The 20,856-nt window shown below is 60.6% G+C and carries 22 protein-coding genes; 14 read left to right on the top strand and 8 right to left on the bottom strand.

Annotated elements, in window-relative coordinates; all coding sequences use genetic code 11:
* Nucleotides 1-10: 10 nt before the first annotated feature.
* From acuI to G5533_RS19785, 3 genes are all read left to right on the top strand, one after another.
* The gene (gene acuI, locus G5533_RS19795) at nt 11-991 is read left to right on the top strand and encodes an acrylyl-CoA reductase (NADPH) (protein ID WP_421255863.1); all 981 of its coding nucleotides are present in this window, start codon (nt 11-13) and stop codon (nt 989-991) included.
* A 74-nt stretch (nt 992-1,065) separates the two neighbouring features.
* Nucleotides 1,066-1,203, top strand: a complete 138-nt coding sequence (locus tag G5533_RS19790) for a hypothetical protein (protein WP_216952376.1) — start codon at nt 1,066-1,068, stop codon at nt 1,201-1,203.
* A gap of 137 nt (nt 1,204-1,340) precedes the next feature.
* On the top strand, nt 1,341-1,673 hold the full coding sequence (locus G5533_RS19785; protein WP_216952374.1) for a DUF2799 domain-containing protein: 333 nt from the start codon (nt 1,341-1,343) through the stop codon (nt 1,671-1,673).
* 18 nt (nt 1,674-1,691) lie between these two features.
* On the opposite strand, the gene G5533_RS19780 is transcribed toward G5533_RS19785, so the two are convergent.
* Nucleotides 1,692-1,856 carry a hypothetical protein gene (locus G5533_RS19780; protein ID WP_098971330.1) on the bottom strand — a complete coding sequence of 55 codons (165 nt, stop codon included), beginning with the start codon at nt 1,854-1,856 and terminating at the stop codon, nt 1,692-1,694.
* A gap of 112 nt (nt 1,857-1,968) precedes the next feature.
* Nucleotides 1,969-2,409 carry a flagellar basal body-associated FliL family protein gene (locus G5533_RS19775; protein WP_216952370.1) on the bottom strand — a complete coding sequence of 147 codons (441 nt, stop codon included), beginning with the start codon at nt 2,407-2,409 and terminating at the stop codon, nt 1,969-1,971.
* A 145-nt stretch (nt 2,410-2,554) separates the two neighbouring features.
* Here G5533_RS19775 and G5533_RS19770 point away from each other — a divergent pair, with 145 nt between their 5' ends.
* Together G5533_RS19770 and ubiA are read left to right on the top strand one after the other, a co-directional pair.
* Nucleotides 2,555-3,091, top strand: a complete 537-nt coding sequence (locus G5533_RS19770; RefSeq protein WP_421207245.1) for a chorismate--pyruvate lyase family protein — start codon at nt 2,555-2,557, stop codon at nt 3,089-3,091.
* On the top strand, nt 3,088-3,957 hold the full coding sequence (gene ubiA, locus G5533_RS19765) for a 4-hydroxybenzoate octaprenyltransferase (RefSeq protein ID WP_005339536.1): 870 nt from the start codon (nt 3,088-3,090) through the stop codon (nt 3,955-3,957). Before G5533_RS19770 ends, ubiA begins: the two co-directional genes overlap by 4 nt.
* 68 nt (nt 3,958-4,025) lie before the next feature.
* Here ubiA and plsB read toward each other — a convergent pair whose 3' ends face one another.
* A complete protein-coding gene (gene plsB, locus G5533_RS19760; protein WP_441255235.1) occupies nt 4,026-6,449 on the bottom strand; it encodes a glycerol-3-phosphate 1-O-acyltransferase PlsB in 2,424 nt (807 codons plus the stop codon).
* Between the two features lie 204 nt (nt 6,450-6,653).
* Between plsB and lexA the strand changes: the two genes are divergently transcribed.
* From lexA to dinF, 4 genes are all read left to right on the top strand, one after another.
* Nucleotides 6,654-7,280, top strand: coding sequence for a transcriptional repressor LexA (lexA, locus tag G5533_RS19755; protein WP_421310174.1), 627 nt, complete (start codon nt 6,654-6,656; stop codon nt 7,278-7,280).
* A gap of 483 nt (nt 7,281-7,763) precedes the next feature.
* Entirely contained in the window at nt 7,764-7,979 is a 216-nt protein-coding gene (locus G5533_RS19750) for a hypothetical protein (RefSeq protein ID WP_019446524.1), read from the top strand.
* Nucleotides 7,980-8,189: 210 nt separating this feature from the next.
* Complete coding sequence (locus G5533_RS19745; protein WP_047434095.1) at nt 8,190-8,816, top strand: SCO family protein; 627 nt, start codon at nt 8,190-8,192, stop codon at nt 8,814-8,816.
* Between the two features lie 2 nt (nt 8,817-8,818).
* Entirely contained in the window at nt 8,819-10,180 is a 1,362-nt protein-coding gene (gene dinF, locus G5533_RS19740; RefSeq protein ID WP_421310175.1) for an MATE family efflux transporter DinF, read from the top strand.
* A 13-nt stretch (nt 10,181-10,193) separates the two neighbouring features.
* On the opposite strand, the gene trmL is transcribed toward dinF, so the two are convergent.
* From trmL to G5533_RS19725, 3 genes are all read right to left on the bottom strand, one after another.
* Entirely contained in the window at nt 10,194-10,658 is a 465-nt protein-coding gene (trmL, locus tag G5533_RS19735; protein ID WP_005339545.1) for a tRNA (uridine(34)/cytosine(34)/5-carboxymethylaminomethyluridine(34)-2'-O)-methyltransferase TrmL, read from the bottom strand.
* 74 nt (nt 10,659-10,732) lie between these two features.
* Complete coding sequence (locus tag G5533_RS19730) at nt 10,733-12,103, bottom strand: ATP-binding protein (RefSeq protein ID WP_410170594.1); 1,371 nt, start codon at nt 12,101-12,103, stop codon at nt 10,733-10,735.
* The gene (locus G5533_RS19725) at nt 12,085-12,780 is read right to left on the bottom strand and encodes a response regulator (protein ID WP_421310178.1); all 696 of its coding nucleotides are present in this window, start codon (nt 12,778-12,780) and stop codon (nt 12,085-12,087) included. Before G5533_RS19725 ends, G5533_RS19730 begins: the two co-directional genes overlap by 19 nt.
* Before the next feature lie 85 nt (nt 12,781-12,865).
* Here G5533_RS19725 and fieF point away from each other — a divergent pair, with 85 nt between their 5' ends.
* From fieF to G5533_RS19705, 4 genes are all read left to right on the top strand, one after another.
* A complete protein-coding gene (fieF, locus tag G5533_RS19720) occupies nt 12,866-13,777 on the top strand; it encodes a cation efflux pump FieF (protein ID WP_216952360.1) in 912 nt (303 codons plus the stop codon).
* Nucleotides 13,778-13,785: 8 nt separating this feature from the next.
* On the top strand, nt 13,786-14,565 hold the full coding sequence (gene cysE / locus G5533_RS19715; protein WP_019446522.1) for a serine O-acetyltransferase: 780 nt from the start codon (nt 13,786-13,788) through the stop codon (nt 14,563-14,565).
* A 20-nt stretch (nt 14,566-14,585) separates the two neighbouring features.
* Nucleotides 14,586-15,866, top strand: a complete 1,281-nt coding sequence (locus G5533_RS19710; protein ID WP_421310180.1) for a hypothetical protein — start codon at nt 14,586-14,588, stop codon at nt 15,864-15,866.
* 246 nt (nt 15,867-16,112) lie between these two features.
* Nucleotides 16,113-16,322, top strand: a complete 210-nt coding sequence (locus G5533_RS19705; protein WP_005339554.1) for a cell division protein ZapB — start codon at nt 16,113-16,115, stop codon at nt 16,320-16,322.
* A gap of 72 nt (nt 16,323-16,394) precedes the next feature.
* Here G5533_RS19705 and elbB read toward each other — a convergent pair whose 3' ends face one another.
* On the bottom strand, nt 16,395-17,045 hold the full coding sequence (elbB, locus tag G5533_RS19700) for an isoprenoid biosynthesis glyoxalase ElbB (protein WP_421255861.1): 651 nt from the start codon (nt 17,043-17,045) through the stop codon (nt 16,395-16,397).
* Between the two features lie 400 nt (nt 17,046-17,445).
* Here elbB and polA point away from each other — a divergent pair, with 400 nt between their 5' ends.
* Entirely contained in the window at nt 17,446-20,211 is a 2,766-nt protein-coding gene (gene polA, locus G5533_RS19695) for a DNA polymerase I (protein ID WP_421207254.1), read from the top strand.
* 92 nt (nt 20,212-20,303) lie between these two features.
* On the opposite strand, the gene G5533_RS19690 is transcribed toward polA, so the two are convergent.
* Nucleotides 20,304-20,843 carry a gamma carbonic anhydrase family protein gene (locus G5533_RS19690; RefSeq protein ID WP_058057072.1) on the bottom strand — a complete coding sequence of 180 codons (540 nt, stop codon included), beginning with the start codon at nt 20,841-20,843 and terminating at the stop codon, nt 20,304-20,306.
* Nucleotides 20,844-20,856 lie beyond the last annotated feature (13 nt).

Genomic DNA, 20,856 nt, shown 5'->3' with positions numbered 1-20,856 from the left:
AGAGGCAACCATGTTCAAGGCTCTGTTACTGGAAAACCAAGACGGCAAGACTGTTCCGACTCTGACTCGGCTGACCGAGAGCCAGTTGCCGGAAGGTGAAGTGCGGGTGGCGGTCGCTTACAGCTCGATCAACTACAAGGATGGGTTGGCCATAACCGGCAAGGGCAAGATTGTGCGTCAGTGGCCGCTGGTGCCCGGTATCGACTTCGCCGGTACCGTGCTCGAGTCTGCCGACAGCCGCTATCAGCCCGGCGACAAGGTGGTGCTGACCGGTTGGGGCGTGGGCGAAGGGCACTGGGGCGGCATGGCCGAACAGGCGCGGGTCAAGGGGGACTGGCTGGTGCCATTGCCCGCCGGGCTGGATGAGCGCCAGGCCATGTGCATCGGTACCGCCGGTCTCACCGCCATGCTCTGCGTGCTGGCGCTGGAAGAGGCGGGTATTACTCCCGCAAGTGGCGAGGTGCTGGTCACCGGCGCGGCAGGCGGTGTGGGGGCCACCTCGGTCGCCCTGCTGGCGGCCCTTGGCTATCAGGTGGCGGCGCTGACCGGTCGTCCCGAAGAGCAGGGCGCCATGCTGACCGCACTGGGTGCCAGCCGCATCGTGCCGCGCAGCGAGCTGCAGGTGCCTGCCAAACCGCTGGAGAAGCAGCTTTGGGCCGCTGCCATCGATACCGTCGGCAGTCAGGTGCTGGCCAAGCTGCTGGCCCAGATGAACTATGGCGGCGCTGTGGCAGCTTGTGGGCTGGCGGGCGGTTTCGATCTGCCGACCAGTGTGATGCCCTTTATCCTGCGCAACGTGCGGTTGCAGGGGGTCGATTCGGTGATGTGCCCGTTTGAACGTCGTCAACTGGCGTGGCAGCGACTGGCACGGGATCTGCCTGCCAGCTTCTTTGAACAGGCGGTCACCGAGATTGGGCTGGAGCAGGTAGTGGAGGCCGCCGAGGCCATCACGCAAGGCCAGATCGCCGGCCGCACCTTGGTCAAACTTTGAACTTCCTCTGACTGGCGAGCCCGACAATTCCGGATAAAATTGGAGTGCGGGTGAACTATCCAAGGAGAGTGAAGATGGGTGGACACAAGCCGGATTACGACTCCTCTGATGATGATTGGGAGCCGGATTCCTGGGAAGAAGAGCTGGATCAGTGGGAAGAAGAAGGCTGGCAGGACGATGATCCCTTCGATGACCCCTTCAACAACCCGTGATCCATAGCATTGAATGAACAGGCGGGCATTGTGCCCGCCTGATTTTTTTGGTGCGCTCACAGGGGGGATGCAAGTTGCTTGTGGTCATCCCCTGGCTGGTCAAGAATGAACAGCTCAAACGACACTCAAGGATGACTATGCGACTTTCCATCATATTGCTGGCGGCCCTGCTGGGGGGCTGTGTCTCCAACGATGACCCTTGCGAGAAGGTGTGGAGCGAAGTGGGGGAGGCTGACGGCAAGCTGGGCTTCACCACCGAACGGGTTGAGTTCCATCAGGGCCAGTGTGGCAAGAAGGTGGATACCGAACTGTGGAAGCAGGGACATCAGAAGGGATTGGCATGGTATTGCCGCCCCGAGCATCTCTATTTGGCTGGCCGCTCAGGCGAGGAGTATCGCGGTGTCTGCCCGAACGATACCCAGGCGCGCAGATTGTTCGAGCAGGGACGACAGGGTTGGACCGATCAATAGTGCACTGACCGTGAGGGGTTACTCCTCTTTCAAGCGGAGTGGCTGGCAGAGGTAACCCTTGTCATTGGCGCTGCGGGCGCACTTGCCGCAGACGAATTTCGGCTTGCGAACAATTTTGCGCAACGCTTTGAGATCAGTGGGGATCTCGTGGCGACGCCACTCACACAGGGTCTTGCTGCCCATAACGACTACCTCTAAGACTCGACGGCCGTATTGTAATCGATTTTCATTTCGAGTGAATCGGTAAAGCTCGCTTATTGGCCGTTATGCCAATAAGCGATTGTTTCGGGAGGGATTACTGGTAAAGGAACTTGGTGAAGATGAGCTCGCGCACCGCTTTCTTGCCAGTCTCTTTGACTAGCAGTTCGTTGACCTTGGTTTCGCACTCCTTGCGCAACTCTTCACGGCTGACCAGGGATTTGATCTGCTCGGCGCTCTTGCTGCCCATCAAACGAATGATGGTATCTCGGATCAGCGGGTCATGCTGCTCCAGCAGCTTGAGGTCGGCTTCGTTTTCCGCCATTAGCTCCACCGTGACTCGGACATAACCGAGGGTTTTGCCGTTGCTCAGGTAGTTGGTGATGATGTCGGGGTCGAGCGCGTGGTAGGAAAAGCCCGGCTTGGCGGCTGCGGCTGCTTCTTCTCCCTCTGCGGGCGGCTCTTCTTCGGATGAGGCTTGTACATGCAGCGCACCACAGCTCAGTAACAACACCAGCAGAATTTTGAAGATCTTCATATAGATGGCTCATCAGCAAGAGATAACCCATTTTTGATGTTGCCATCGGGGCCGTCAAGCACGGATGTTCTTACATTTCGCTATTGATTTACGGATAATAAACCGGATTTTAACCTGAACACGGAAATCTCTGGATGGTGAAGCTGTGAAGTCCGAGTTGACTGTTCCTCTCACGCCGTTAAGCGGGTGGCTGGCCCCCGAATGTTGTGAATTGCCCGCCAACTTGCGCCCCTGGCTGCTGGAGTCCGGCTCCATGACACGGCGGCTGCGTCAGCACAATCGCCACTTTTCGGTGGAGTGGCTGGGCAATCACCCGGTCGCCCTTACTGCCGATGAGCAGTGGCTGGTGGATTCGGCCTCGCCGGCCGGTACCTGCCGCGAGGTGATCCTGCACGGGGATCGTGGGCCCGCCGTGCTGGGCTGGACCCTGTTTGCCGATGACGCACTGCAAGGGAGCGGCATTGCAGAGCTTGGCGAGCAGCCGCTGGGTGAACGGGTATTTGGCCATGAGCCTGCCCGCCGCGATCACCTGCAGCTGGCCCGTTTCGATATTGCCGCCAATCCCCGTTGCCCGGCCGCCACTGTCTGGGGGCGTCGTTCCCGTCTGTTTCTGGGGCAGTGGCCACTGCTGGTGCACGAGCTGTTTCTGCCCTCTCTCGTCTGTGACAAGGAGCTGGAGTGAATCTGTTAACCAAGGAGCGGGGACTTGCCTATATGCAGTTGGCCCGCGTCGACAAACCCATAGGCACTCTGCTGCTGCTGTGGCCAACCCTGTGGGCGCTCTGGCTGGCCGCCGGTGGCCTGCCCAATCTCTGGGTGCTGACCGTGTTTGTGGTCGGCGTCTTTCTGATGCGCTCGGCAGGGTGCGTGATCAACGACTATGCGGATCGCAACTTCGACGGTCATGTCAAACGCACCGCTGGACGCCCCTTGCCCACGGGCAGAGTCAAGCCGTGGGAGGTGCTGGCGCTCTTCTTCGTGCTGGCGCTTATTTCGTTTGGTCTGGTGCTGACCATGAATCCGCTCACCATCGGCCTGTCGTTTGTCGCCCTGCTGCTGGCAGTGAGCTACCCCTTCATGAAGCGCTTTATCTCCAATCCCCAGCTGGTGCTCGGGATGGCCTTCTCCTGGTCGATCCCGATGGCCTATGCGGCGCAGGCGGATGCCCTGCCGCTGGTGGCCTGGCTGCTCTTCTTCGCCAACCTGCTCTGGACCGTGGCTTACGACACCCAGTACGCCATGGTGGATCGAGATGACGACCTCAAGATCGGCCTCAAATCCAGCGCCATCCTGTTTGGTCGTTACGACAAGCGGATCATCGGCGCACTGCAACTCTCGACGCTGCTGCTGTTGCTGGCGGTCGGGCAACTGATGACGCTGGGGGGCTGGTATTACTGGGGATTGCTGGGAGCGGCGGTGCTGTTTGTCTATCAGCAGCGGCTCATTCGCGAGCGGCAGCGGGAAGCCTGCTTCCAGGCGTTTCTCAACAACAACTATGTGGGGGCGCTGGTGTTTGCCGGTCTGGTGCTTGACTACCTGCTGGCGTGATTGCGCCCCGAGTAAAACTGGATAAAAAGAAGGCCGCATGATGCGGCCTTCTTTGTTTGTGTTGCAGATCAGAGCTGATTGCCTGCCTGAATGGTACGGCGGATCTTGTTGCTCAGCAGCGGCACTATGTTGTCGGCCAGCGCCTGGAAGCGGCCGAGATCCGGCTTGCACTCGGGGGAGAGGTAGCCCTCCTTGCGCAGCGTGTGGATCAGGGTGCTGAACAGCTTCTGGTCGAAGAACTCGGGGGCGTTGATGCCGTGCAGGGTGCCGAGGCGCTCTGCCATCATCAGGCCATCCGCCTCCAGCTGCTCCGCCTCGATATGGGGCTGGGCCAACACCCGGGTCAGCACGATGGCGTAGCGTTGCAGGGTCTCCTGAATGCTCTCAGCCAGCAGCAGCAGGCGCATCTGGTTGGCCGGATTGACCCAGTAGCCGTCATCGCGGGTCTCGATCAGTTGCTGGGTTTGCAGAGCGTCGAGCAGGCTGTCGGCCAGCGCCGGCAGCTCATCCTCTTCGTAGCGCAGGAACAGCTCGGTCTTGAGCAGCGGATAGATGTCGATGCAGCGGGCCAGCAGCTCGCTGTGTGAGATCCCTTCGCAACGCTCGATCAGGGCTGCTACCAGCGAGGGCATGGCGAACAGGTGGAGGATGTTGTTGCGGTAGTAGGTCAGCAGGATCGCCTGATAGCGGTCGAGACTGATGATCTGGCCCAGCTTGTCCTCGCTCACCTCGAACTTGTTGAGCTCCATCGCCTGATCCAGCAGGGTGGCGGCATCTTCGGCCGGCATGGTGCTGTGCGGGCTGTAGGGCACCTGCTTGAGCAGATCCAGATAGGTGTTGAGCTGGGCCTGCAACTCGTCGCGGGTCAGGGCGTGGCGCTCGGCGGCCAGCAGTGCCAGCGCGCTCAGGGTCAGGCCATTGACCGCGGCAGCCCCGTTGATGCGAGTCATCAGCAGCTCGGCCAGCTCGTTGACGGTACCCGCCATCCACTCCGGACGCTCCTCTTCCCCGATGTGCTGTTTCCAGTCGGGAATATGCTCGCTCAGGTAGCTGTTGAGGGTCAGCGGTTCGCCGAAGTTGACGAAGCCGCGGCCGTAGTTGCGCAGCTTGCGCAGGATGCCGAGCACCTGCAGGAAGCTCTCTTTCTCCTTGCGGCTGCCCTTGAGCTCGTTGTGGTAGGTGTTCACCTCCATCACGTGCTCGTAACCGAGATAGACGGGCACCAGAGTGACCGGTCTGTCCAGCCCGCGCATCATCGCCTGCAGGGTCATCGCCAGCATGCCGGTCTTGGGCGGTAGCAGGCGACCGGTACGGGAGCGGCCACCCTCGGTGAAGAACTCCACCGAGTAACCCTTGGCAAACAGCAGGTTGAGGTATTCACGAAATACCGTGCTGTAGAGCGGGTTGCCCTTGAAGGTGCGGCGGATGAAGAAGGCGCCGCCGTGGCGGAAAATCGGGCCCGCCGGCCAGAAGTTGAGGTTGATGCCCGCCGCGATATGGGGCGGCACCATCCCCTGGTGGTAGATGACGTAGGAGAGCAGCAGGTAATCCATGTGGCTGCGGTGGCAGGGAACGTAGACGATCTCGTGCCCCTCCTGTGCCAGCTGGCGTACCTTCTCGGCGCCGTTGACGGAGAGCCCGCGGTAGAGTTTGTTCCACAGCCAGCCGAGGAAGCTCTCGCCGAGACGGATCAGCCGATAGGAGAAGTCGGAGGCGATCTCGTCCATATAGCCGTGAGCCCGCTTCTTGGCTTTCTCGAGGCTGATCCCTTCGCGCTGGGCCTCCTCTTCAATCGCCTGCTGGATCACTTCGGAGTCGAGCAGCTGTTTGAACAGCAGGTGGCGGTTCGGCAGTTTCGGGCCGGTGGCGGCCAGCTGCTGGCGGCTGAAATGGGTACGAGCCACCCGCGCCAGTTTGTGGGCGATCCCTTCGTCGGTGCCATGTTTGTCCGCCATGTAGCGCAGGGAGAGCGGCGGCGAGAAGCGCACCAGATTCTCGCGACCTTTGAGGATCACGATGAGCGCTTTCTTCAGCCTGTTCGGCGCCAGACTGCTGATGATGTTGAGGCCGGATGCCTCTTCGCCTTCCCGACCCGGGGCGCGGCCCCAGAACAGGGTGACGGGCACCACCTGGATATCGAGTTCGGGATCCTGCTTGTGCAGATCCAGCAGCTGGTGGAACTCCTGCAGGAAGGGGAGCGGTTTGCTGCGTTTGCCAAACAGGGGAGGCGGACGATCCAGACAGACATAGCGCGGCAGCAGCTGGCCGTTAAGTTCCAGCGGGGTGAAGGGGCCGGGCAGACCGAGATCCTCACAGCACTGCTGCAGGGTCATCAGGTCAGTGATCGAACTGGTCTTCAGGGCGTAGACGATGGGTCTGGCCGGATCCAGATTGAGTTCTGTGATGGGATTTTCCGGCAGGCTCTTGTGATTGACCAAGCCGCTGACCGGCCATTGCAAGATGGCTCTGGAAATCTTCTGTCCTAGGGACATGTGCGTCTGCTCTCCAAAAAAATGCGGCGTGAGCATAGCAAATCGGCGGCCCCTTGTCGCCGAGAGGTACGATGAGTCAGCTGCGCAGGATCAAAACAGCGATAAATGAGCGGTTTGTCGCGACAAATGTCAGCTCTGCCTTGCCTTGGTCACTGCACTGTATATACTGCCAGTGTGCTGTATAAAAAGACAGGTGCCCATTCTATGAAACCCCTTACTCCCCGCCAGGCCGAAGTGCTGGAGTTGATCAAGGCGAATATGAGCGAAACCGGCATGCCGCCGACTCGCGCCGAGATTGCCCAGAAGCTTGGTTTCAAGTCGGCCAATGCGGCCGAAGAACATCTGAAGGCCCTGGCCAAAAAAGGGGTCATCGAGATCATGCCGGGCACGTCCCGCGGCATCCGCCTGCTGCTTGAAGAGGAGGAAGAGGTGCAGGAAGAGAGCGGCCTGCCCCTGATTGGCAAGGTGGCTGCCGGTGAACCTATCCTGGCGCAGGAGCATATCGAGAGCCACTATCAGGTGGATCCCGCCCTGTTCCATCCGCGGGCAGATTTTCTGCTACGGGTGCAGGGGATGAGCATGAAGAACATCGGCATCCTGGATGGCGACCTGCTGGCGGTGCACAAGACTCAGGAGGTGCGCAACGGTCAGGTGGTGGTGGCTCGTCTCGATGAGGATGTCACCGTCAAGCGCTTCCAGCGCAAGGGCAGTCAGGTATGGCTGCTGCCGGAAAATGAAGAGCTCTCCCCCATCGAGGTGGATCTTTCCTGCCAGCAGCTCACCATCGAAGGACTGGCTGTCGGGGTGATCCGCAACGCCGACTGGATGTAATCATGCCCGCCAACTGCGTTTGTCACACGGCCTCCTTCGGGAGGCCGTGCTGTTTCTGGCGCACTTTCCTTGTCATATCAAACAGATCATCGGTGGCGGCATTTTTGTCCTGCGCGACCGGCTACCAATCATCCATTTCAGATATATGCTCAGATCAGTGCCCTGTCGCCGAGACTGGGCTTGGCGCCTCCCTCTGACCATCGCAATGCGCAGGACGGGAGGGCCGGTAACAACGAGAATCGGGCAGTACACCTTCACGGGATATGAAGGGGGAGTGGGGAGATCCCGAGCCTTGTCAGGCAAAGGGGACCACTCGTAATGGTTGCAGATAGTCGTGACGGGCCTGTTCCCAGTTCAGGCCGACGAAGCAACATGACCTGTCGGTCAAGGAGGACTGGTATGGCATCAAGATCGCCATGGGATTCAGAGGCTGGGGCTGCGCCAGCGGAATCGTCAATCACCCGTTTTGTCAAAGGTAGCCGGATGACCTGGTTTTACGGTCTCTGGCTGCACCATCGTGGTTCGCACTGGACGCTCTGGCTGGGATGCCCGAAAGAGAAGGTGGTGCGTCTGGTGCTGCTGTTCAAACGGGGTCACGGTGATCGCCAGGGGGAAGAGGGCTGGCTGGCGCCCGTTATTCCCATCGGCGTGCGGGCCATCGGCAAGATGTTGCAGCAGGGGCGTAACGCTCGCCCCTGAGCATAAGAGACAAACAAATCCACCCATAACCGGCACCCGAGGGGGCCGGTTTTTTTATGGCCGCAACTGGCGATTAATTATGCCAAATGGTCGACTCCCGAGAGGGTGCTGCACAAGGTTGACCCACCTTGGCGGTTCGCTGGGGTACAATGCCCCCCTCTTGTCCGGTCACTGCTGGCCATCTGTCTCGAACTGAAAGGGTCTCTTGTTATGATGAAGCTCCGCTATCCCCTGCTCTTTCTGCTGCTGACAGCCTGCCTGATCCTGGTGTTCTACGCCACGCAGCCAGAGCAGCCTGAACAGGCCGACTACTATCCGGCGGGGCGGGATATCAACGATTTCGCCTTTACCGATGCGGACAACCAGCCGTTCACTCCTGCCAACCTGAAGGGGCACTGGACCTTCCTGTTTGTCGGCTACACCTTCTGCCCCGATATCTGCCCCACCACCCTGGCAGATATGCGTTCCGTCTATGACCAGCTGAAGAAGATGGCGCCCGACAGTCAGGTGGTGTTTATCTCGGCGGATCCCCAGCGTGACGACATTCCACGCCTCAAGACCTATACCGCCTTCTTCAATCCCGAGTTCAAGGCGGCCACTGCCCCCCACGACAAGCTGTTCCCGTTCGTGCGCAATCTGGGGCTTATCTACTCCATCGCCAATCAGGGGGAGAAGGATTACCTGATCGATCACTCCGCCTCCATCGTGCTCATCAATCCCAATGGCAAGCTGCAGGCGGTGTTCCGCCCGCAAGTGGCGCCGGGTCAGGTGCCACGGGTGCAGATGGCCACCATGCTCTCTGACTTCTCCCGCATCCTGAAGCTGACAGGCAACTGAGCGTGACCCCAGCTGTTGCCCCCTGGTGGCGAGATCCCTCTCGCCACCGCGCCGTCTTTGCGCTCGCCCTGCCCATGGTTTTCTCCAATATCACCACCCCCTTGCTGGGGCTGGTGGACACCTGGGTGATCGGTCATCTCGGTCAGGCCTGGTTTCTGGGGGGCGTCTCGGTCGGTGCGACCCTGATCAACCTCATCTTCTGGCTGCTCGGTTTTTTGCGGATGTCGACCACCGGCCTGACGGCGCAGGCGCTCGGCGCCGCCGACGGTCGTGCCCAGCTCGATACCCTGCTGCGGGCGCTGGGGCTGGCCATTGCTCTCGGCCTGGCGCTGCTGTTGTTGCTCTTCCCCCTGTTGCCACGACTGATCGCCCTGAGTGGCGGCTCGCCCGAGGTGCAGCTTTATGCGGGCCAATATGTGGCGGTGCGGATCTGGAGTGCCCCGGCGGCGCTCTGCAATCTGGTGGTCATGGGCTGGCTGTTGGGGATGCAGGATGCCCGCAGCCCCATGGTGATGCTGATCCTCACCAATCTGGTCAACATGGCGCTCGATGCCCTGTTTGTGCTGGGACTCGGCTGGCAGGTGCGGGGTGTGGCGGCGGCCTCGGTCATGGCGGACTACTGCGCGCTGGCAGTCGGTATCTGGCTGGTACGCCGTCAGCTGCGGCAACTGGCGCCGACGGTGTGGCAGGATGGTTGGCAGCGCTGGCGGCAGCTTGCGCCCATGGTGCGGCTGCTCGGCCTCAACCGCGATATCTTCCTGCGCTCCCTCTGTTTGCAGCTCTGTTTCGCCTTCATGACTCTGCAAGGGGCACGGTTGGGGGATGTGGCGGTGGCCGCCAATGCGGTGTTGCTCAACTTCCTGATGCTCATCTCCTACGGGCTCGATGGCTTTGCCTACGCGGTGGAGGCCATGGTGGGGCGGGCCATCGGCCTGAGGGATCGGCAGAAACTGCGGGAGGCCATAGTGCTCAATCTGGGCTGGGCCGCCCTCATTGCCAGTGGTTTTACCCTGGTGTTTGCCCTCTTTGGTGCCCACCTTATCGGCTATATCACCGACATTCCGGCCGTGATGGCGGAGGCACATCGTCAGCTTCCCTGGCTGATCGCCATGCCCTTGCTGGCGGTCTGGTGCTTCCTGCTGGATGGCGTATTTATCGGAGCGACCCGGGCGCGGGAGATGCGCAACAGCATGTTGCTGGCCGCGTTTGGCGGCTTCTTCCCGATCTGGTGGCTCTGTCAGTCGTGGGGCGTGGCCGCGTTATGGGCGGCGATGGCGGCGCTGATGGTGGGGCGCGGTCTGTCGCTGGGGGTCACTTGCTGGCGGCTGGAGCGCAGCGGGCATCTGCTCGACGCCCGCCACTGATCATCGGTGGCGCTTACATGGCACCGTCGTAGCCGAGCTGGCGCCAGCTCTCGTAGACAAAGACAGACACCGCGTTGGATAGGTTCATGCTGCGGCTCTGGGGCACCATAGGGATGCGTAGCCGCTGCTCGAATGGCAGACTCTCGATGATCTCGATGGGCAGGCCGCGACTCTCCGGGCCAAACAGCAGGGCGTCGCCAAGGGCATATTGTGCTGCCGAGTGCGCGGTGCGGCCCTTGGTGGTGCAGGCAAACACCCGCTTGGGCGCCACGGCGGCCAGAAAGGCCTCATAGCTCGGCCAGCGCTTCACCTCGGCAAACTCGTGATAGTCGAGTCCCGCCCTCTTTACCCGCTTGTCATCCCACTCAAATCCCAGCGGCTCGATCAGATGGAGCCGGTAACCGGTATTGGCGCAAAGCCGGATGATATTGCCGGTGTTGGGCGGAATTTCCGGCTGGTAGAGGACGATATCGAGCATGACGAGCTCCTGCAAAGAGATGTAAAGCCAAGAAGGGGCGCCAGCATACCCAGCGCCCGTCCGGATGAAAAGGATCAGGCGATGGGCAAGCGGATGGTGATGGTCAGCCCGGTCGGGTGATTGTTGCTGGCCGCAATGGTGCCGCCGTGGCGCTGTATTGCCTCCGAGGCGATGGCCAGCCCCAGCCCGGTACCGCCAGTTTTGGCGTTGCGGGCATCATCCACCCGGAAGAAGGGCTGGAACAGCAGCGCCTGCTGCTCGTCAGGCACGCCGGGGCCGTCATCCCGAATGGTCATCACCCACTCCAGTCCCTCCCGATACCAGTCCACCTTGATGAACTCGCGGGCATATTTGAGGGCATTGCGCAGGGGGTTCTCCACGGCCCGGGCCAGCAGCTCGGGCCACATCTGGATCGACTCTGCGGGTAGCGGCGGCAGTCTGAGCTGTTTGCCACTCTGATTCGCTTCGAACATGGCATCTTCGAGGATGGGTTCCAGCAGGTCGGCCAGCGGATGTACCACCGGCGCCTCCACATGCTGCTGCACTCGCGACAGATCCAGCAGATCGCCGATCAGCTTGTCCAGGCGTCCGATCTCCGATTCGATCCGAGCCAGCTCGGCGCTGTCACCCTGCTTGCGGCGGATCAGCGCCTGCGCCAGTTGCATCCGGGTGAGGGGGCTGCGGAGCTCGTGGGAGATATCGGAAAGCAGCTGTTTCTGCTTCTGGATCATGCTCTTGAGTGTCTCCACCATGCGGCTGACGTTATCCGCCAGCTGGCCGATCTCGTCGCCCCGTCCCAGGTTGGGGATCTGTACCTCCAGATTGCCAGCCGCCAGTTGGGAGACCGATTTCTGCAACTGCAGGATGGGGCGGGTCAGCCGCCAGGCGAGCAGCAGGCAGAGCGGGGTGCTGACCAGCATCGAGATGCCCAGAATGCGGATCGGGTGATCCAGCACCTGTATGAACAGGAACAGGTAGGGGTTCTCGGCATTGAGGCCGAAATAGACGTGATAGCGATGGCCGCGGTGCTCCATCAGGAAGGGACCAGCGATCGCCTTGCGATCCTCGTTGCCCAGCATGGGTTTGGCCGGGTCATCGGCGTCCACCATAAAGCGCACCACAAACTTGCGCGGATGGGTGGTGGACTGGATCTGCCCCCTCTCGTCGCGCAGGTAGACATTGTCCACCGGGAGCATGGCGATCTTGTCCATCGTTTTGGCCAGATCGAAATCCTGATTCGGATCGGCAGCGTTGAGCAGGGCCTGCACATTTTTCTGCATTCGCACCGCCTCATGGGTCGGCAGCGGGATCTGGTTGCGAGGATCCAGAGTGGGCAGGCTGATCACGGCGGCCAGCATCACCAGCAGCATGAACCAGAACCAGAGGAAGATGTGGGTCGATATGCCGTTGAGGGAGCTGGTACTCTTTATTCTTGCTCTAGCCACAGGTAACCGCGCCCCCGTACGGTTTTGAAGCGGGGCTGGCCATCACTGCGGTCCGGCAGCTTCTTGCGCAGGTTGCTCAGGTGCATGTCGATGGCGCGATCGAAGGGTTCCAGCTTCTTGCCGAGCACCTGCTCGGAGAGGTGACTCTTGCTGACGATCTGGCCAGGGTTGCGCAGCAGGCACTCCAGCAGGCCGAACTCGGTGGCGGTCAGCTCCAGCAGCTGCTCACCGCAGCGGGCCTGCTGCAGGCCGGGTTGCAGCACTATGTCCATAAAGCTGACTTCGTCGGAGGAGTTGCCGCGCTGGGGCGGGGCGCTCTGGGTACGGCGCAGGATGGCGCGCACCCGGGCCAGCAGCTCCCGGTCATCGAAAGGCTTGGCCAGATAGTCGTCGGCCCCCGCCTCAAGACCGTTGACCCGATCCTGGCTGTCGCCACGGGCGGTCAGCATCAGTACCGGTGTTTCATGGGTCTTGCGCAGCTTGGCCAGCATGGCGAAGCCGTTGAGTTTGGGCATCATCACATCGAGCAGCACCAGATTGAAGCTCTGCTCTGCCAGTCGTTGCAGCCCCTCTTCACCATCCTCGGCGACCGTGACCTGAAATCCCTCCAGGGTCAGAATTTCGGTGAGCAACTGGGTCAATTCAAGATCGTCGTCGACCAGGAGTATTCTGTTCATCGGGTGTTATTCCGCAGATTTTCGCGCCAAACTGACGCCGGGGTCAGGGTATAATAAGTTTTTCATCGCCAGAGGAAAGCCGGTTTTGAGCCATCAACAATATTCCCGTTGGGTTACCTTTGCCAGCATGGCGGCCGTCACGACCGCCACCCTGCTCATCATCGGCAAACTGATCGCCTGGCTGATGACAGATTCATCAACCTTGCTGGCATCCCTGACTGACTCCTTCATGGATGTGAGCGCCTCCATCATCAACCTGCTGGCCATCCGATATGCGCTGGCCCCTGCCGATGACGAGCACCGCTTTGGCCACGGCAAGGCCGAATCGCTGGCTGGGCTCATCCAGTCGGCCTTTATCTCCGGTTCCGCTTTGTTGCTGGTGATGCACGGCATCTCGTCGCTGCTCAAGCAGGCACCCATCGAGCGGCTGGAGGCGGGCCTCTGGGTCAGTGGTGGCTCCATCGTGCTGACCCTGCTGCTCGTCAGCTTCCAGAGCTTTGTCATTCGCAAGACCAACAGCGTTGCCATCAAGGCCGACATGCTGCACTACCGCTCCGATCTGTTGCTCAACGCCGGGGTGTTGCTGGCGCTGGTGCTGGCGGGGCAGGGGTGGTATTGGGCTGACGGCCTGTTTGCCATCCTGATCGGGTTGTTCCTGCTGTGGGGGGCGGGACATATCGGCTACGAGTCGGTGCAGGCCCTGCTCGATCGTCAGTTGCCAGCGGAAGAACAAGCGAGAATAATGGCCCTCTGCTGTGCCGTAGAAGGGGTACACGGCGTTCATGACCTGCGTACCCGTCAATCCGGGCCGACCCGATTCGTACAGTTGCATCTGGAACTGGATGATCAGATCCCCCTGGTCAAGGCCCATCAGATCGCCGATGAAGCCGAGCTGGCCGTGCGCCAGGCATTCGAGCGGATGGATGTCATCATCCACATGGACCCCATCTCGGTGCTGACAAAAGAACAACAGAGCCCTCACCCAGAACAACAGTAGGCTGCAACATGGATGAACTGGTTGCCAAAACCTGGCACAAAATTCAGCAAGAAGCACAGTGCATGGCGGCTCAGGAGCCGATGCTGGCCAGCTTCTTTCACTCCACCATTCTCAATCACAAGAATCTGCGTTCGGCCCTCAGCTTCCAGCTGGCCAACAAACTCGACAGCGCCACCATGCCCGCCATCGCCCTGCGCGAGGTGATCGAGCTGGCCCTGCGCAGCGAGCCCGAGCTGCTGACGGTAGTGGCGGCCGACATCTGCGCCGTGCAGGAGCGGGATCCGGCGGTCGATCTCTTTTCCACCCCGCTGCTCTACCTCAAGGGGTTCCATGCCCTGCAGGGTTATCGGGTCGCCAACTGGCTGTGGCGTCAGGGGCGCCGCTCGCTGGCCCTTTATCTGCAAAACCAGATCTCGGTGGTGTTCGGGGTGGATGTGCACCCGGCCGCCCGTATCGGCAAGGGGATCATGTTCGACCACGCCACCGGCATAGTGGTGGGCGAGACGGCGGTGATTGAAGATGATGTCTCCATCCTGCAGAGCGTGACCCTCGGTGGTACCGGCAAGGAGAGCGGTGATCGCCATCCCAAGATCCGCGAAGGGGTGATGATAGGGGCGGGCGCCAAGGTGCTCGGCAATATCGAAGTGGGCGTGGGTGCCAAAATTGGCGCGGGCAGCGTGGTGATCAACCCGGTGCCGCCTCATACCACGGTCGCTGGCGTACCCGCCAAGATCGTCGGCCGTCCGGAGTGCGACAAGCCTTCACTGGATATGGATCAGTGTCTCTGATCTCCCGGCCGGAGTAGTCGATGGCCAAACGCTGGTCGGGTTATCTGATTTTGGGGATGTGGCTGCTCAACCTGCTCCATCTCTATCTGGGACTCTCCCCTTGGCCAGCGGCCATGGCGGCCTGGGGGGCATCACTGCTCACCTGGCCCTGGCTGGTGGGGGCCGCCAAGCGGCAGGCGCTGGCCTTGTATGGCGCGGCGCTGTTGCTGCTCTTCTTCTCCTGGTGGCAGGGCGCGACCCTCACCGCCGGTGACTGGCTGCTGCCCAACATCAATATGCTCACCATGTTTGCCGCGGTGAGCACCCTCAACCTCGCCACCTCAGGTCTCTTGACCGGCACCACCTCCTGGACCGGACGCAAGGGGCTGTGGAGCACTATGGCCAGCCTCAATCTGCTGGGGGCGGTCATCAACCTCTCGGTGCTGTTCATCATCGGCGATCGGCTGGAGCGCAATGGCACCCTGGAGCGGCGTCAGGTGATGGTGCTGAGCCGGATCTTCTGTGCCGCTGCCTTCTGGTCACCCTTCTTTGTCGCCATGGCGGTGGCGCTCACCTATGCGCCGGGCTTGCAGCTCTCCCATATTCTGCCGTTTGGAATCCTCGCCGCCTTGCTGGCGATGGGGCTGACTGCCTGGCAGGTGGAGCGGATCGGGGTAGCCGACTTTGCCGGTTATCCGCTGCGGCTGCAGACCCTGGGGTTGCCGGTCACGCTGGCGCTGCTGGTACTGCTCATCAAGCAGGTCTGGCCCCAGCTCGGCATTCTGGCGGTGATCGCGCTGGTGGCCCCGCTGCTGGCGCTGCTTTTTATGCCTAGGGTCGGGCGCAAGGCGGCCCTCAAGCGGCAGGTGGTGGAACGCTTTCCCGCCATCGGCGGTCAGCTGGTGCTGTTTCTGGGGGCCGGTTTGCTTGCGGCAGGCATCAACAGCGCGCTGTCGGTCATCGATCTCGGTGCCGGTCATGGCCTGCCACTGTTCAACCACTTTGGCTGGCTTGAGGCATCCCTCACTCTGCTGCTGATCCTGCTGGTGGCCATCGTTGGGGTGCATCCGCTCATCAGTATCTCCGGGCTGGCGCCGCTGCTCTGGCCGCTGGCGCCGGATCCCAGCCTGCTAGGTATGTGTTTCCTGCTGGGATGGGGGCTTGCCACCGGCACCAGTCCGCTCTCCGGCTCCAATCTGGCGCTGGCCTCCCGCTACAACCTCAGTGCCGGGCTGATCCTGCGCTGGAACCTGCTTTATGGCCTGCTGATGTATGTCGTCGCCTGTCTGTTGCTGGGGGCTTATATCGCCTTGCATGGATAACGGCGGCGCCGTCAGGAGGGGGCAAATGATGCGCGGGCGGCGGGGTCTTTTACGCACGGTTCAGTGTGTTGTCGCGGCTCGGGCGCAGGATGCGAGAAAAATAGACGCATATTTAGACAATACATCTATGGAAGGCGCATTTTACAGCGCACTGGCTTGTTTGTGCCGATGCGCTCGGGGTATGCTGGCTTCACGCGCTTGAATCGCCCTCTGTGGGGCATCGCAATTGAACAAACAGGTATGCATATGTCACTAGAAGTCCTTGAGCAACTCGAATCCAAAGTACAATCCGCTGTCGACAACATCTCCCTGCTGAAGATGGAGCTGGACGAGCTGAAAGAGCAGAACAGCAAGCTGCAAGACGAGAACCATCAGCTGCGCAACGAGCACACTGCATGGCAGGAGCGTCTGCGTGCCCTGCTGGGTAAAATGGATCAAATGGGCGAAACCATCTAACTCATCGCCTTCAGGCAGAATTGAAAACGGGCCGCTCCATGAGCGGCCCGTCTGTTTTTGGCTGGGTGAGGATTATAGCGCCAGCAGCTGCTTGACTGTCTTCTCGATGCCGTCTGCCGCTTCGACTATGTTGTTGGCCAGCATGTAGGCCGGAGTGGAGATCACCTTGCGCTCCTGATCCACCACGAATTCGTTGACCGGGCAGTTGAGATGGCTGCCACCCATCGCCTCGATGGCGTTGGCGGTGCCTTCGTCATGGCCGATGGTCGCCAGCGTCCCGGCGCCATAGATCTGCGGGATCATGGCGGGGGCGATGCAGATATAGGCGGCCGGTTTGTTGGCGTTGGCAAAGCTCTGACACGCTTTCAGCACATCGGGCTGGATCTGGCACTCGGCTCCTTTGATAGCGAAGTCACACAGGTTCTTGGCCGCGCCAAAGCCGCCGGGCACCAGCAGGGCGTCATAATCTACCGCATCCAGCTCGGCCACATCCTTGATCTGGCCACGGCAGATACGGGCCGCTTCGACCAGCACATTGCGGCTCTCCCCTTCGCTCACTTCACCGGTCAGGTGGTTGATGACATGGAGCTGCGCCACGTTCGGGGCGAAGCACTGGACGGCGGCTCCCTGACGGGCCAACGCCAGCAGGCTGATGACGGCCTCGTGGATTTCGGCCCCGTCAAAGACACCGCAGCCACTCAAAATCACGGCCACTTTTTTCATGGCAAACTCCTCGTTGTTGAAAATGTGAGCCAGGATGGATTGTTGTACTTTTGTATGGTTATCGCTCGCCCTCCGCTGGTCAAGTCATCTTGCTGTGCTAGGATTGTTTCGTTTTGGATCCTGCCGTACCTACTCCCTTAAATCTTTTTCCACATTGATCGAGATCATTCTAACTGTCTCACGATCGGTTTTTGCGATCTCAAAGCATTGTTTTTAATGGATTTTTATATTCTTATGCACAGTTTTATCACTGTGCGCTCTGATGCGCCCCATTTTTGAACACAGAGTTATCCACAGATTGAGTCCCTTTATCAGGCGCTGTGTGCTGTTGCTGCGCCCCTTGGTGTGAGGGGGGCCCTGTGGCATCCTAGCGGCTGTTTATCTCTGGCAGGACGATTTCATGGCCCCTAGCAACCCCCTTATTCTGGTCGACGGCTCCTCTTATCTTTACCGCGCCTTCTTCGCCTCCCAGCAGGCCGATCTGCGCACATCGACCGGTTTGCCGAGCGGCGCCGTCCGTGTCATGGCCAACATGATGCGCAGCCTGCGCAAGCAATATCCTGACTGTCATGTGGCCGTGGTGTTTGATGCCAAGGGCAAGACCTTCCGCGATGACATCTATCCCGAGTACAAGGCGACCCGCGCCAGCATGCCGGACGATCTGCGCAGCCAGGTTGCCCCGATCCACCAGATGATCAAGGCGATGGGTTTCCCCTTCCTGATGGTGGAGGGGGTGGAGGCCGACGACGTGATCGGCACCCTGGCCCGCCAGGCGACCGAGAAGCAGCTACCGGTGCTGATCAGTACAGGTGACAAGGATATGGCGCAGCTGGTCTCCGATCATGTCACCCTGATCGACACCATGAAAGATGTGAAGACCGATCGGGAAGGGGTGATCGAGAAGTTTGGCGTACCGCCCGAGCTCATCATCGACTATCTGGCCCTGATGGGTGACAAGGTCGACAACATTCCCGGTATGACCGGTGTCGGCGAGAAGACTGCACTGGCTCTGCTGCAGGGGATTGGCAGTATCGACGAGATTGCCGCCAACCTGGACAAGGTGGCCGCCCTCGGCTTCCGAGGCTCCAAGGCGTTCGCCGACAAGTTCCGCGAGCAGGAAGAGCAGGTTCGTCTCTCCTATCGACTGGCGACCATCAAGACCGATGTCGAGCTGGAACAGAGTCTGGAAGAGCTGTTGCTCAAGCCGGTCGACAAGGAGTCCCTGCTGGCGGTCTATCGCGAATACGAGCTGCGCAACCTGATCAAGGAGCTGGAATCCGGTGGTGAAGAGGGCAGCGAGAGCGCCGGACAGAACGAGGCTGGCGATGAGAGCGCCGCTCCGGTTGCCGCCATCGAAACCGACTACCGCTGCATTCTGGACGAAGCCGAGTTTGACGGCTGGCTGGAACAGCTGAAAGCGGCACCGCTGTTTGCCTTCGATACCGAAACCACCAGTCTCGACTATATGGAGGCGCGGATCGTCGGGGTCTCCTTCGCGGTTGAGCCGGGCAAGGCTGCTTATGTGCCGTTTGGCCATGACTATCTGGGGGCACCGGTACAGCTGAGCGAGGCCGTGGTGTTGGGCAAGCTCAAACCGCTGCTGGAAGATCCGACCCGTCTCAAGGTGGGGCAGAATCTCAAATACGATCGCAACGTGCTGCTCAACCACGACATCGACCTGCAAGGTATCGCCTACGACACCATGCTCGAATCCTATGTGCTCAACTCCACCGCCAGTCGCCACGACATGGATTCGCTGGCCAAGCGTTACCTCGGGGTTGAGACCACCTCCTTTGAAGATATTGCGGGCAAAGGGGTGAAACAGCTCACCTTCAACCAGATCGAGCTGGAGCAGGCCGCCCCCTATGCGGCGGAAGATGCCGATATCACCCTGCGTCTTCATCAGGCGCTGTGGGGTCAGCTGGAGGCCGTGCCGGGTCTCGCCAAGGTATTCAGCGAGATCGAACTGCCTCTGCTGCCAGTGCTGGCGCGGATGGAGTTGCTCGGCACCACTATCGATCCCAAGTTGCTGCACCAGCAGAGCCAGGAGATCGAGCTGCGCTTGGCGGAGCTGGAGAAGCAGGCCCATGAGCTGGCTGGACAGGAGTTCAACCTCTCCTCACCCAAGCAGCTTGGGGAGATCCTCTTCACCAAGCTGGGCCTACCGATCATCAAAAAGACGCCGAAGGGGGCACCGTCCACCGCAGAAGAGGTGCTGGCCGAGCTGGCGGAGACCTATGAGCTGCCGCAACTGCTGATGGAGCATCGTGGGCTGGCCAAGCTCAAGTCCACCTACACCGACAAGTTGCCGCTGATGATCAAGCCGCAGACCGGGCGGGTACATACCTCCTATCATCAGGCGGTAGCGGCTACGGGCCGTTTGTCATCATCTGATCCCAACCTGCAGAACATCCCGGTGCGCAACGAGCAGGGGCGCCGGATCCGTCAGGCCTTTATTCCGAGCGCCGGTTACAAGCTGGTGGCGGCGGACTACTCCCAGATCGAGCTGCGCATCATGGCGCACCTCTCCGGTGACAAGGGGTTGCTGACCGCCTTTGCCGAGGGCAAGGACATCCACAAGGCGACTGCCGCCGAGGTATTCAGTGTAGCGCTCGATGCGGTCACCACCGACATGCGCCGCAGCGCCAAGGCGATCAACTTCGGTCTTATCTACGGCATGAGTGCCTTCGGTTTGGCCAAGCAGCTGGGGATCGGTCGTGCCGAAGCGCAGAAGTACATGGATCTCTACTTCGAACGCTACCCGGGCGTGCTGGAGTATATGGAGCGTACCCGCCAGCAGGCGGAAGCCCAGGGTTATGTCGAGACCCTGTTTGGTCGTCGCCTCTATCTGCCGGATATCAAGTCCCGCAACGCCGGTCTGCGCAAGGCAGCCGAGCGGGCCGCCATCAACGCGCCTATGCAGGGCACGGCCGCCGATATCATCAAGCGCGCCATGATCAACGTGGACAGCTGGATCCGCGGTATCGGGGATGAGTCGATCCGCATGCTGATGCAGGTACACGATGAACTGGTGTTCGAGATCCGCGAAGAGAAGCTGGAGGAGTATACCGCCATCATCAAGGAGAAGATGTCGGCCGCTGCCGAACTGCATGTGCCGCTGCTGGTTGAAGCGGGTACCGGCGACAACTGGGATCAGGCCCACTGATTTCCGGTCAGCCGTTCTGCACGGCTATATAGATAGCTATATAAGAAGCGAAGCCCGGCATCATGCCGGGCTTCCTGTTTCTGCCAGCCCTATCAGGTCTCTTGCAGATACTCATCCTTGAGCAGCACATAATTGTCGGCCGAGGTCTTGAGGAAGGCGATCTCGGCGGGTTTGAGCGGACGAGCCTGTTTGACGGGATTCCCTATATATAGAAAGCCCGATTCGAGTCGCTTGCCCGGTGGCACCAGTGAACCTGCGCCGATCATCACATCATCTTCAACCACGACGCCATCAAGCAGAATGGCACCCATGCCGACCAGCACCCGGTTGCCTATGGTGCAGCCGTGCAGCATCGCCTTGTGACCCACAGTGACATCTTCACCGATCAGCAGCGGATAGCCGGTCGGATTGCTGACGCTCTTGCGGGTCAGATGCAATACGGTGCCATCCTGAATGTTGCTGCGGGCGCCGATGCGGATATGGTTCACATCCCCCCGTGCCGCCACCATGGGCCAGATGCTGGCGTCGTCGGCCAGTTCGATATCGCCCACCAGTGTCGCGCAGGGATCTACATACACCCGTTTGCCCAGTTGCGGGCGTTTTCCCTTATAGGGTCTCAGTCGCAAGTCCATCTTGGCCTCCTTG

It is taken from the genome of Aeromonas sp. A600620 (assembly GCF_029479985.1).
GTDB classification, from domain to species: Bacteria; Pseudomonadota; Gammaproteobacteria; order Enterobacterales; family Aeromonadaceae; genus Aeromonas; species Aeromonas veronii_A.
This window is presented reverse-complemented; position numbering and strand designations above follow the sequence as displayed.

Bases quoted from the DNA above. Each gene is read 5' to 3' on its own strand.
- elbB (WP_421255861.1), bottom strand. From the start codon at position 17,045: ATGAAAAAAGTGGCCGTGATTTTGAGTGGCTGCGGTGTCTTTGACGGG.
- polA (WP_421207254.1), top strand. From the start codon at position 17,446: ATGGCCCCTAGCAACCCCCTTATTCTGGTCGACGGCTCCTCTTATCTT.
- G5533_RS19725 (WP_421310178.1), bottom strand. From the start codon at position 12,780: ATGAACAGAATACTCCTGGTCGACGACGATCTTGAATTGACCCAGTTG.
- cysE (WP_019446522.1), top strand. From the start codon at position 13,786: ATGGATGAACTGGTTGCCAAAACCTGGCACAAAATTCAGCAAGAAGCA.
- G5533_RS19785 (WP_216952374.1), top strand. From the start codon at position 1,341: ATGCGACTTTCCATCATATTGCTGGCGGCCCTGCTGGGGGGCTGTGTC.
- G5533_RS19745 (WP_047434095.1), top strand. From the start codon at position 8,190: ATGATGAAGCTCCGCTATCCCCTGCTCTTTCTGCTGCTGACAGCCTGC.
- plsB (WP_441255235.1), bottom strand. From the start codon at position 6,449: ATGTCCCTAGGACAGAAGATTTCCAGAGCCATCTTGCAATGGCCGGTC.
- acuI (WP_421255863.1), top strand. From the start codon at position 11: ATGTTCAAGGCTCTGTTACTGGAAAACCAAGACGGCAAGACTGTTCCG.
- trmL (WP_005339545.1), bottom strand. From the start codon at position 10,658: ATGCTCGATATCGTCCTCTACCAGCCGGAAATTCCGCCCAACACCGGC.
- G5533_RS19710 (WP_421310180.1), top strand. From the start codon at position 14,586: ATGGCCAAACGCTGGTCGGGTTATCTGATTTTGGGGATGTGGCTGCTC.
- G5533_RS19705 (WP_005339554.1), top strand. From the start codon at position 16,113: ATGTCACTAGAAGTCCTTGAGCAACTCGAATCCAAAGTACAATCCGCT.
- G5533_RS19690 (WP_058057072.1), bottom strand. From the start codon at position 20,843: ATGGACTTGCGACTGAGACCCTATAAGGGAAAACGCCCGCAACTGGGC.
- G5533_RS19775 (WP_216952370.1), bottom strand. From the start codon at position 2,409: ATGAAGATCTTCAAAATTCTGCTGGTGTTGTTACTGAGCTGTGGTGCG.
- G5533_RS19780 (WP_098971330.1), bottom strand. From the start codon at position 1,856: ATGGGCAGCAAGACCCTGTGTGAGTGGCGTCGCCACGAGATCCCCACT.
- G5533_RS19750 (WP_019446524.1), top strand. From the start codon at position 7,764: ATGACCTGGTTTTACGGTCTCTGGCTGCACCATCGTGGTTCGCACTGG.
- lexA (WP_421310174.1), top strand. From the start codon at position 6,654: ATGAAACCCCTTACTCCCCGCCAGGCCGAAGTGCTGGAGTTGATCAAG.
- G5533_RS19790 (WP_216952376.1), top strand. From the start codon at position 1,066: ATGGGTGGACACAAGCCGGATTACGACTCCTCTGATGATGATTGGGAG.